This is a genomic window from Longimicrobium sp. (assembly GCF_048594345.1).
In the GTDB taxonomy this organism is placed as follows: Bacteria; Gemmatimonadota; Gemmatimonadetes; order Longimicrobiales; family Longimicrobiaceae; genus Longimicrobium.
In genome coordinates this window covers 15,784-27,253 of sequence record NZ_JBMDXM010000288.1, presented here as the reverse complement: position 1 = coordinate 27,253, position 11,470 = coordinate 15,784, and the positions used below count along the sequence as shown (strand labels likewise).

Below are 11,470 nucleotides of genomic sequence, written 5' to 3'. Positions count from 1 at the left end.
CAGCGGCAGGCTGCGCACGTCGCCCAGGAAGATGCGCCCGCCCGGCCGCAGCGCCGCCGCGGCACCGTCCAGCACGCGCAGCAGGTAATCCAGGTCCGGGAAGTACTGCGCGACGGAGTTGACGATCACCACGTCGAACCCCGCACCCGCGTAGTCGCCCAGCTGATCGCCCTCGCGCTGGGCGAGGGAGACCTGCGGCAAGCTCCCAGCATTGCGGCGGATGTGCTCCAGCGCCACGGCGGAGAAGTCGGTGCCCACGTACGCCTGCGTGTGCGGTGCGATGCGGAACAGCAACAGACCCGTTCCGGCGCCGACCTCCAGCACCCGCTCCGGACGCAGCGCCAGGATGCGATCAACCGTATCCTCGACCCAGCCGCGCATCTCCTCGGCGGGGATCGGCTCGCCCGTGTAGCTGCTGTTCCACCCCCTCAGCGCCAGGGTGGGATCGTCCCCCTCCTCCTGCGCATAGGTGTCGTCGAAGAGCGTGTCCCACTCCGACACCTGCTCCTTGCCGGCGGAGGCGTAGACCTCGACGAACTCGTCCGCGCCGGGAACTACGTAGGCGACCAGCCGCCGGTCACCGGGCGCATCCTCCCGCGCCAGCACCACGGCCTCACGCACGCCCGGCTGCTCGCGCAGCACGGCCTCCACCTCGCCTGGTTCGATGCGGAAGCCGCGCACCTTCACCTGCTCGTCACCGCGCCCCAGGAACTCCAGCACGCCGTCCGCACGCCAGCGCGCGCGGTCGCCCGTGCGGTACGCCCGCTCCGCCCCGTCGCCGACAAACTTCTCGGCGTTCAGCTCCGGCCGGCCCAGATAGCCGCGGGCGACACCGCCGCCGGAGATCCAGACCTCGCCCGGTACGCCCAGCGGCGCCATCTCGCCGCGCGGGCCGCGCACGGCCAGGTGCACGCCCGGCAGCGGCCGCCCCAGCGGGTGTCCAACCACCGCGCCATCGGCTGGCACAGCATAGGTGGCGCAGATGATCGTCGCCTCGGTGGGACCGTAGAGAACGCGCGTCTCGGCACACGGGAGCAGCGCGCGCATGTCCTCCAGAAGGTCGGGCGGCACCGAGTCGCCGCCCACCAGCAGGAGCCGCAGCGAGGGAAGCGCGGCCCCACCGCGCACCACCTCCACGACCTGACGCATCAGCGCCGGGACGGCGTGCAGCACCGTCACGTCCGCCACAACCTCCACCAGCGTCTCCGGGTCCCGCGCGACGGCGTGCGGGACGATGCGCACCGCGCCGCCGGCCAGCAGCGGCGTGACCAGCTCCAGCAGCGAGATGTCGAACGAAGTCGATGCGAGCGCCGCCACCACGTCACCGGACGCGAAGCCGAGCGTTTCCAGGCTGCCGCGCAGGGTGTGGGTGAGCTGCGCGTGCTCCACCATCACCGCCTTGGGCGTGCCCGTGGACCCCGACGTGTAGATCAGGTAGGCCAGGTCGCCGGGCAGGACTTCCTCCGCCGCGCCGCCCTCCTCGCTCCGCGGAGTGGTGATGTCGTCCAGCAGCACCACCTCCGCGTCGTGCTGCGGGAGCACGCCGGCGACGCCGGACTCCGTCAGCACGTGCGACGCGCTGGAGTCGCCGAGCAGAAAGGACAGCCGCTCCGCAGGATGGGCGGGATCGAGCGGCAGGTAGACGCCGCCCGCCTTCCACACGCCCAGCAGCGCCACGAGCACCCCCGGGCCTCGCTCCAGGCACACGGCAACCACCGTCCCCGTCCTGACGCCGCGGCTCCGAAGCTCCGTCGCCAGACGGCCGGCCCGCGCGTCCAGTTCGGCGTACGTGAGCAATTCTTCCGCGAACAGGATGGCGGGCGCGTTCGGCGTCCGGACCGCTTGCTCCGCGAAGAGCAGGTGCACCGGGGCGTCACCCGTGCGGTCGCGCGCGGTCCCGGCGCCGAACCTCCGGATCTGCCGCACCTCCTCGTCTGGAAGGATCGCCAGGCGCGACAGACGCTCCTCCGGCGATGCGGCCGCCACGGCAAGCACGGCCCGGTACTGCGCCGCGAAGCGCTCGATGGTGGCGGCGTCGAACAGGTCGGTCCGGAAGCGGAGATTCCCGACCAGCTCATCGCCCATCTCCCTGAGGTCCAACTCCAGGTCGAAGCGCACCGTCCGGATCTCGCCCCCCATCGGCTCCACTCGAAGCCGGGCGTCGGCGGCCTCCCGGCCGGCATCCACGTTCTGGAGCGCGAACATCACCTGGAACAGCGGCGTGTGCGACAGGCCCCGCTCCGGAGCGACCTCTTCCACCAGCCGCTCGAACGGCAGCTCCTGGTGGGCGTACGCCCCCAGCGCCGCCTCCCGCACACGCCCCAGAAGCCCCTGGAACGAGGGGTCGCCGGAGAGATCGATGCGCAGCGCGAGCGTGTTGACGAAGAACCCGATCAGCCCCTCCGTCCCCATCTGCGTGCGTCCCGCGATCGGCGAGCCGACGACCACGTCCTCCTGCCCGGACCAGCGCGAAAGCAGCAAGTCCAGCGCGGCGTGCGTCACCATGTAGAGCGTGGCACCCTCCCGCCGGGCGAGAGCGCGCAGCCCGCGTGTGATCTCGGCGGGGATCCGGAACACGTGGGCAGCGCCGCGCGAGCTCGCCACGGCTGCGCGCGGGCGGTCCGTCGGCAGCTCCAGCGCGGGGGGCGCGCCGCCCAGCCGCTCGCGCCACCAGTCCAGCTGCCGCTGCAGCACCTCGCCCTGAAGCCAGCCGCGCTGCCACACGGCAAAGTCCGCGTACTGCACCGCCAGCGGCGGCAGCGGCGATGCGGGCCGAGCCACATCGACGGGCCGCGAGAACGATTCGAAGAGGGTGAACAGTTCGCGGAAGAGCACGCCCATGCTCCACCCGTCGCTGACGATGTGGTGCACGTTGAGCAGAAACACGTGCTCCTCGTCGGCGACGCGCACGAGCGTCGCGCGCAGCAGCGGCCCGTGCTCCAGGTCGAAGGGGCGCTCCGCGTCCTCCCGCACCAGACGGCGCGTCTCGTGCTCGCGCTCCCGCGGCGCCAGCCCGGTCAGGTCCAGCACGGGCAGGCGCACGGGCGCGGCCGGATGGACGATCTGCACGGCCCCCTGCTCCACCGAACGGAAGGTGGTGCGCAGCACCTCATGGCGGCGCACCAGTTCGCCCAGCGCCTGCTCGAGGGCATACGCGTCGAGGTGCCCCCGCAGCCGGCTCGGCCACGCCATGTTGTAGCCGGCATCCGCCGGATCCATCTGATGCAGGAACCACAGCCGCTCCTGCGCAAAGGAAAGCGGCAGCGGCGCCTCCCTGGCGACGGCAACGAGCGGCGGGAGCGCGGCACCCTCGCCCGCGCGGCGAATCTCCTCCACGCGCCCCGCCATTTCCGCCACCGTGGGTCCTTCGAACAGCGCCCGCAGCGGCAGCTCCACGCCGAACAGCCCGCGCACCCGCGACACCACCCGCGTCGCGAGCAGCGAGTGCCCGCCCAGCTCGAAGAAGCTTTCCTCCACGCCCACGCGCTCCAGCCGCAACACCTCCGCCCAGATCCCCGCCAGCACCTCTTCGGCCGGCGTGCGCGGTGCTACGTACCGGTCCCCAGCCGACGCGAGATCCGGCGCCGGCAGTGCCTTGCGGTCCAGCTTGCCATTCGGCGTAAGCGGCAGCGCGTCCAGGAGCGCGAACGCGCCAGGGACCATGTAGTCCGGCAGGATACGGCGCACGTGCGCGCGTATCGCGTCCGCCTCCACGTCGCCCACCACGTACGCCACTACCCGCGCGTCGCCCGCGTATGCGCGCGCCAGGACCGCACACTCGCGCACGGCATCATGACTCCGAAGCGCGGCCTCGATCTCCCCCAGCTCGATGCGGAAGCCGCGGATCTTTACCTGGAAGTCGGTGCGCCCCAGGAACTCCAGCGTTCCATCCATCCTCCAGCGGCCCAGGTCGCCGGTGTGGTACATCCGCGCGCCGCCTTCGATCGAGAACGGATCGGGGACGAATCGCTCCGCCGTCAGCCCGGCGCGACCCTGGTAGCCACGCGCCACGCCGGCCCCGCCCACGTACAGCTCGCCCGCCACACCGACGGGCGCCAGCGCGCCACGCGCGTCCAGGACATACATCCGCGCGTTCGCGATCGGCCGCCCGATGGCGGGTGCGCGGCCGTCCACGGCGCACACGTGCGAGGTGGAATCGATGGTCGCTTCGGTGGGACCGTACAGGTTCACCACCTCGCCCACGCCCGCCAAACGCGCCTCCTCCGCCAGCGCCGCCGGAAGCGGCTCGCCGCCGCAGAAGAGGATGCGGCAGGGGAGCGACGCGCCCGCCGGGAGCGTGCCGAGCACCGCCTGCAGCAGGGTCGGGACGAACTGGGCGATGGTGACTCCGCCCTCCGCGACGGCGCGCCCCATCGCCTTCGGATCCTTTGCCGCGTCGGACGAGAGGAGCAGCATCCGCGCGCCGGTGGCCAGCGGTGTCCACAGCTCCCACACCGACGCGTCGAACGAGATCGAGGTACGCTGCAGCACCGTATCCGCCGCGCCGATGCCGAACGCCGCAGCCTGCCACGCGGTGTGATTGACCAGGCTGCGGTGCTCCACCATCACGCCCTTCGGCCGACCCGTGGAGCCAGAGGTGTAGATGACGTACGCCAGGTGATCAGGCGTGAGCCCCGCGCGCACGGGGTTCGTCTCCGGGCCCGCCGCCCACGCGCTGGCATCGAGTTCCACCACCGGAACGTCCAGCCCGGCGAAGGTGCCGGCCAGCGACGACTGCGTGACGAGCGCCGCCGGCGCGCTGTCCTCCAGCATGTAGCGCAGCCGGTCGGCGGGGTACGCCGGGTCCAGCGGCACGTAGGCGCCTCCCGCCTTGAGGATGGCCAGCAGGCTGACGACCATCTCCGGCCCCCGCTGCACGCAGACCCCCACCCGTGCGTCCGGGCCCACGCCCAGCCCGCGGAGGTGGTGCGCCAGCCGGTTGGCGCGCGCGTTCAGCGCGGCGTAGCTCAGCGTCTCGTGCTCCCAGACAACCGCCACGGCGTCAGGCGCGCGCGCCGCCTGCGCCTCGAACAGCTCGTGGACGCAGGCGCCGGCGGGGAACGCGGTGTCGGTGGCATTCCACGCCTCCAGGATGCGCGCGCGCTCCGCCTCGCCCAGCAGCTCCAGCCGCGAAAGCCGCACGTCCGCGTCCGCGGCGACCTGCTCCAGCACCCGTGCCAGGTGGCCCAGCATGCGGTTGATCGTGGCGCGGTCGAAGAGGTCGGTGCTGTAGATCAGTCCGCCGCGCAGGCCCTGGGGGGTGGCCGTGAGATCGAGGGAAAGATCGAATTTGGCGCTGGCGAGCCCCGCTCCGGCTCCGCTCACCTCCAGCCCCGGCAGATCGGCTCCCCGGCCCTCGGCGTTCTGGAGCGTGAACATCACCTGAAAGAGCGGCGAGTGGGTCAGGGACCGCTCCGGCTGCAGCTCGGCCACCAGCCGTTCGAAGGGCACCTCCTGGTGTTCATAGGCGCCCAGCGTCACCTCCCGCGTCCGCCGCAGGGCCTCGCGAAAGCTTGGGTCGCCCGAGAGGTCCGTCCTCAGCACCAGCGTGTTGACGAAGAAGCCGATCAGATCCTCCACCTCCCGGCGCGTACGCCCGGCGATGGGCGTGCCCACCACCACGTCCTCGCTGCCGGCGTACTTCCCCAGCAGCACCTGAAAGGCGCCCAGCAGCACCATGTACAGCGTCGCGCCCTCGCTGCGTCCCAGCGCCTGCAAGCGTTCCAGCAGCTCGAGCGATAGATCCACCGGGCTCGACGCACCGCGGTACGTCTGCACCGCGGGGCGTGGATGGTCCGTCGGCAGCTCCAGCACGGCGGGTGCGTCCGCGAGGCGCTCCTTCCAGTACGCCATCTGCCGGTCCAGCACCTCACCCGCCAGCTGCTCCCGCTGCCACACGGCGTAGTCGGCGTACTGCACCGCCAGCTCCGGCAGGGGAGACTCCCGCCCCGCCAGATACGCCGCGTACAGCGCCGACAGCTCCCGAAAGAGCACCCCCATGCTCCACCCGTCGCTGACAACGTGGTGCATAGAGAGGAGCAGCACGTGATCCTCGGCATCCACCCGCAGCAGCGCCGCACGAAAGAGCGGTCCTGTGGCGAGGTCGAACGTCTGGCCCGTCTCCTCCCCGACCCGGTGCCTGACCGCCGCCTCGCGATCCTCCAGGCTCAACCCGGACAGGTTCTCCACCGGCAGGGTGAACCCGCCAAAGGGCGCGATCACCTGCACCGGCGAGCCGTCCACCTGGGCGAAGACCGTTCGCAGCACCTCGTGGCGCCGGACGATTTCCTCCAACGCCCGCTCCAGCGCCGCCTCATCCAGCGCACCGCCCAGACGCCATGCCGCGGGGATGTTGTAGGCCGTGCTTCCCCGCTCCAGCCGGTCGATGAACCACAGCCGCTCCTGCGCAAAGGACAGCGGCAGCCGCCCCGTGCGTTCGGCCGGCACCACCGGCGGCAGCACCGGCAGCCCCGCGCGGCGCATCTCTTCCACGCGCCCGGCCAGCTGCGCCACCGTGGGCCCCTCGAACAGCGCCCGCAGCGGCAGCTCCACGCCGAACAGCTCCCGGACCCGCGACACCACTCGCGTAGCGAGCAGCGAGTGCCCGCCCAGGTCGAAGAAGCTCTGCTTGACCCCCACCCGCTCCAGCTGCAGCACCTCCGCCCAGATCCCCGCCATCACCTCCTCGGCCGGCGTACGCGGCGCCACGTGCCGGTCCGCGTCCGCCGCGAACTCCGGCGCGGGCAGCGCCTTGCGGTCCAGCTTGCCGTTGGCCGTCAGCGGCAGCGCGTCCAGCGAGACGAACGCGGACGGCACCATGTACTCCGGTAAGCCCCGGCGCACGTGCGCGCGCAACGCATCGGTGTCCACGTCGCCCACGACGTATGCCACCAGCCGCTGATCGCCCGCGTCCTCGCGCGCCATCACCACGCAGTCGGCGACGCTCTGGTGCCCGCGCAGCACCGCCTCGATCTCCCCCAGTTCGATGCGGAAGCCGCGCACCTTTACCTGGAAGTCCGTGCGCCCCAGGTACTCCAGCGTGCCGTCCGCCCGCCAGCGGCCCAGGTCCCCCGTGCGGTACATCCGCGCGCCGCCGTCCGCCGAGAACGGATCGGGGACGAAGCGCTCCGCCGTCAACCCAGGCCGTCCCAGGTAGCCGCGCGTCACCTGCGCACCACCTACGTGCAGCTCGCCGGGGACGCCGATGGGCGCGGGCTCGCCGCGCGCGTCCAGAACGTAGATCCGCGTGTTGGCCACGGGCCGGCCGATCGATACCTGCCCGGCGCCGGTCTCGGCGAGCCGCTGCGAATGGATGGAGCACCCCACCACCGTCTCGGTGGGGCCGTACTCGTTGACGATCACCGTTGCCGGCAGCTGGCGGATCCAGAAGCCGATCTGCTCGCCGATCAACGGCTCGCCGCCCACCACGAGGCACGCCGCCCCGCCCACGGCGTCCCGCTCCGCCAGCCGCTCGCCCAGGACGCGCAGATGCGCCGGCGTCAGCTTCAGCATCTCGCGCCCGCCACGCTCCAGCACGCGCGCCAGCCCCTCGACCGCATCCTCCTCCTCCACCAGCTCCACCGCGCCGCCGCTCAGCAGCGGAACGAAGAGGCTGGTGACGGTCAGGTCGAAGGAAAGCGAGGAGTGCAGCGCCGAGCCGCCGCCCGGATAGGTGCGCGTCGCCCACGCCAGGTAGGCGGCCAGCTGCGCGTGCTCCACCGCCACGCCTTTCGGGCGGCCGGTGCTCCCGGAGGTGTACAGGACATACGCCAGGCTCCGCGGGTCCACGACGACCGACGGATCCGCCGCGTCTTCCCTCTCGATCTCCTCCCACCGCGCATCGAGCGGGACGACCTCCACTCTCGCGTCGAAGGGAAGACGGCCGAGAACGTGTTCCTGCGTCAGCACGACGGGGAGGGCGGAGTGCTCGGCCATGTACACCAGACGCTCGGCCGGATACGACGGATCCAGCGGCACGTAGGCGCCACCGGCCTTCAGCACGCCGAGGACGGCAACTACCATCTCCGGCGCCCGCTCCAGGCACAGCCCCACGCGGGTTTCCGCGCCCACCCCGCGCACGCGCAGCCAGCGCGCGAGGCGGTTGGCGCGCGCGTTCAGCTGGGCATAGGTGAGCGAATCCGCGCCGGAGACGACGGCCGTCGCGTCCGGCGTCTTCGCCACCTGCGCCTCGAACAGCTGGTGGGCGGGCGCGACGGGGAACGCGGTGTCGGTGGCGTTCCACGCCTCCACCAGCATGCGCCGCTCGGCCGCGGAGAGCAGCTCCAGCCGCGAAAGCCGCACGTCCGCGTCCGCGGCGACCTGCTCCAGCACCCGTGCCAGGTGGCCGAGCATGCGGTCCACCGTGCCACGCTCAAAGAGGTCCGTGCTGTAGCTCAGTCCGCCCCGCAGGCCGTGGGGGGTCGCCGCAAGCTCCAGGGAGAGGTCGAACTTGGCGCTCTCCAGCTCCGCGCCCACTCCGCTCACGCTCAGCCCCGGAAGTGCGCCCCCCCGGCCCTCGGCGTTCTGCAGCGCGAACATCACCTGGTAAAGCGGCGAGTGGCTCAGGCTGCGCTCCGGCCGCAGCTCGGCCACCAGCTTTTCGAACGGCAGCTCCTGGTGCGCGTACGCGCCCAGCGTCGCCTCGCGCACCCGCCGCAGGACCTCGCGAAAGCCCGGGTCACCGGAGAGAGCGGTCCGCAGCACCAGCGTGTTGACGAAAAAGCCGATCAGCGCCTCGGCCTCCTTTCTCGTCCGCCCCGCGATCGGGCTGCCGACGATGATGTCCTCGCTCCCGCTGTATTTCGACAGCAGCACCTGAAAGGCGCCCAGCAGCACCATGTACAGCGTCGCGCCCTCGCTGCGTCCCAGCGCCTGCAGCCGCTCCAGCAGTTCGGGAGACAGATCCACCGGGACCGTTTCGCCACGGTACGTCTGCACCGCCGGGCGCGGATGGTCCGTCGGCAGCGCCAGCAGCTCCGGCGCACCCGCCAGATGCTGCCGCCAGTACGCCAGGTGCCGCTCAAGCGCCTCGCCCGCCAGCTGCTCGCGCTGCCACACCGCGTAGTCGGCGTACTGCACCGCCAGCTCCGGCAGCGGCGACTCCCGCCCCTCGCGGTACGCCGCGTACAGCGCCGAAAGCTCCCGGAAAAGCACGCCCGTGCTCCATCCGTCGCTGACGATGTGGTGCATCGACAGCAGCAGCACGTGATCTTCCCCGCCAAGGCGCAGCAGTGCGGGGCGGAACAGCGGCCCCGCCGCGAGGTTGAACGGCCGTGAAGCCTCTTCGCTGGCCCGGCGCCTGAGCTCGGCCTCGCGATCCGCCTCGCCCAGCCCCGACAGGTCCTCCACCGGCAGGGCGAACCCGCCAAAGGGCGCAATCACCTGCACCGGCGAGCCATCGGCCTCATCGAAGGTGGTGCGCAGCGCCTCGTGACGCCGGACGATCTCGCCCAGGCTCCGCTCGAGCGCCACCACGTCCAGGGCACCCCCCAGGCGCCATGTTACGGGGACGTTGTAAGCGGCGCTCCCCGGCTCCAGCCGGTCGATGAACCACAGCCGCTCCTGTGCGAAGGACAGCGGCGCGGGGCCGCCACGCTCGCGGGGGCGGATGGCGCCCGGCTCGTGCGCCACGCTGGTCTGCTGCCGCAAGATCTTCTGCAGCAGGGCCCGGCGCTCCGGCGACAGCGTGCCCACTCGTCCGAGTACTTCGCTCATCGAGCTTTCCACCTCTCCAGTACGGCTGCGGCGGGAGCCACGGCGGCTAACGGTTGGGATGGGAAACGATGGGGATGGAAAATCAGTCGACGCCGAGAAGCTTCGTCACCCCGTCGCCGGACAGCCCCTCCAGTTGCGCCAGCGCGTGCGCTACTTCCGACTCCTCCACCCTCAGCTTCTTTACCCGCGGCGCCAGGGGGGCACCGTGGATCTCTGCAAGAGTGCGCGAAGCGGCAGCTCGATGGCGAATACATCCCGGATGCGCTGGACCACCTGAGGAACGACGGATGGAACGACATCAACCCGCGCCGGGGGCCGCGGGTTCAATGGACAGGCCGCGGGTTCGACGGACGGGGCGGATGCGAAAAACCTGCGGTTTTGGAGCGTGGAGCGAACGCGCTTCGTGTGCTCTACGCCGGCCGGAAAGGGGCGCTACGGGGTGCGTCGCGTGGCTCCCCAGGCTAGCGACGCGCCCCTGAGGTGTCAAGTGGGTCCCGGGTTCCACCCTCCAGTTCGAGTTCGTCCCGCGAGGGGTGCGGGTGGTGGCCGGATCCGGACTCCCGGAGGGCCCCGGAGGAAGGTGTTTTACCACTCGAAGTCGGATAAGACCGACATGAACTTCCTCGTTCACGCGCGGGCACAAAAAACCCAGGCCGCGCGTATGCACGGCCTGGGAAAAGTGGGCCCACCAGGATTCGAACCTGGGACCAAGGGATTATGAGTCCCCTGCTCTAACCGCTGAGCTATAGGCCCATCTGAAGCAGCTGGCGTGAATATAGGCCCCTCCGGCGTCGCGATCAACGGGGATCCGCGGAATGGCGCTCCGACGCTCTTGCGGAGCATCCTTTTCCGCCGTAGTGTGGAAACAAGCCCTCTGCACCACGCGGCGGGCAGCTCACTCGTGGAACAACGGGAGGAACGGATGCGGAAGCTCGTTCACGCGGCGGGAGCCGCGGCGGTCGCGCTGGCGCTGGGCTTCGGCGGGCAGCAGGTGCTCGCCACCCCGGCCGAGGCGCAGACGACGGAGCGCGCGTGTACCTCCAGCACCTGCGGTACGGCCTGCTTCAAGAAGGGCTATACCCACTGGGCGTGCTGGAACGGCGTCTGCCAGTGCAGCTACGGCCCGACGCCCTGATCGGCAGATCGGCAGGCATGTGGGGCGGATCGCATCCAGCGGTCCGCCCCACGTGTTTTCCGCCTCCGCACGCCCCGCCCCGCCGCCTCCTCGCGCACCCCAGCCTGTCATTTCGAAGGAGGCACCCCGGCGGACCCAGCCGTACCGTCTACCCGGCGCCCCACTGACAATCTACCGTCCGTGGCTCGTGACCAGATCGACACGCCGGACCCCGCGGACGGATTCCGTTCGAAGCAGCGCGTGCCACCCAAGTCGTGGAGCGGGCGGAGGGTTCTCCAGATCGCGCATCAGGTGGTGCGATCGACACACTCCGGTGCGCTCCGGACATCATCCACCGATCCGCATCCTTTCGTAACACCGGGCATCGAGCGGATCATCCACCCGTCACGAAGCCGGATGCCCACGCTGCAGAGTCGACCATTCCATCCGGCGGCACCCATCCCCCCGATGCCGCACTGGAATTAGAGGACACCCTCACCTGATGCGCATCCTTTCGGATGTCTGCAGCCCGCGCGAACGCTGAGGTGGCGGGAATGGTGTTCCTCGAAAAAACGCGGATGGCCCCCTGCCGCATTCCATCTGCTTCCCGTTCCCGACACCTTCACAAAAGATCCTGCCTCG

2 protein-coding genes and 1 tRNA gene are annotated in these 11,470 nt (G+C 71.1%); 1 reads left to right on the top strand and 2 read right to left on the bottom strand.

Annotated features, from left to right (window positions below):
* Positions 1–9,714: amino acid adenylation domain-containing protein (locus ACOJUJ_RS29695; protein WP_420130551.1), on the bottom strand; the 9,714-nt coding region annotated here is incomplete at its 3' end.
* A 680-nt stretch (positions 9,715–10,394) separates the two neighbouring features.
* Positions 10,395–10,467 (bottom strand) — tRNA-Ile (locus ACOJUJ_RS29690).
* A gap of 169 nt (positions 10,468–10,636) precedes the next feature.
* Between ACOJUJ_RS29690 and ACOJUJ_RS29685 the strand changes: the two genes are divergently transcribed.
* Positions 10,637–10,849 carry a hypothetical protein gene (locus tag ACOJUJ_RS29685; RefSeq protein WP_420130550.1) on the top strand — a complete coding sequence of 71 codons (213 nt, stop codon included), beginning with the start codon at positions 10,637–10,639 and terminating at the stop codon, positions 10,847–10,849.
* Positions 10,850–11,470: the final 621 nt, after the last annotated feature.